At 70.7% G+C, this 726-nt stretch carries 1 protein-coding gene; it reads right to left on the reverse strand.

The genetic code is table 11. The features are described 5' to 3' along the window. Window positions 1-662 (reverse strand): DeoR/GlpR family DNA-binding transcription regulator (locus tag B2J89_RS21310; protein WP_169170826.1); only part of this gene is annotated, 662 nt, incomplete at its 3' end. Window positions 663-726 lie beyond the last annotated feature (64 nt).

A 726-nucleotide genomic window follows, 5' to 3' on the forward strand; every position in this document is an offset into this window, starting at 1 on the left:
GCCAGCTGCACCAGGGCCGGGCGGTGGAACTTGCTGTGGTCGGCGGCCAGCCAGACCTCGCGCGCGTGGCCGATGATGGTCTGCGCCACCTTGACCTCGCGGTAGTCGTAGTCGCGCAGCGAGCCGTCGGCCTCGATGCCCGAGATGCCGATGACCGCGATGTCGACCTTGAACTGGCGCATGAAGTCCACTGCCGCCTCGCCGACGATGCCGCGGTCGGTCGCGCGCACCACGCCGCCGGCCACGATCACTTCGCAGTCGGGGTTGCTGCTGAGGATGGCGGCCACGTTGAGGTTGTTCGTGACCACGCGCAGGCCCCGGTGCCGCAGCAGCGCCCGGGCCACGGCCTCGATAGTGGTGCCGATGTTCAGGATCAGCGAGCAGCCGTGCGGCACCTGCTGCGCCACGGCCTGCGCGATGCGCGCCTTGCCCGCGGCGTGCAGCGCCTCGCGCTGCGTGTGCGCGAGGTTCTCGACCGTCGAGCTGGGCACGCGCACGCCGCCGTGAAAGCGCGTGAGCAGCCCGGCCTCGGCCAGGCGCTGCACGTCGCGGCGCACGGTCTGCAGGGTCACGCCCAGGGTGTCGGCCAATTGCTCGACGGTGGCGGACTGCCGGGCGCGCACTTCCTCGAGCAGCCGCAGGTGGCGGGGAGGGGCGTTCACGCGGGCATCGGTGGGGGCTGAACGGGGGGCCATGGCTTTCAATCGAACGAAAAAGAAAATTCCA

The sequence above is a fragment of the Acidovorax sp. SRB_24 genome, from assembly GCF_012931925.1.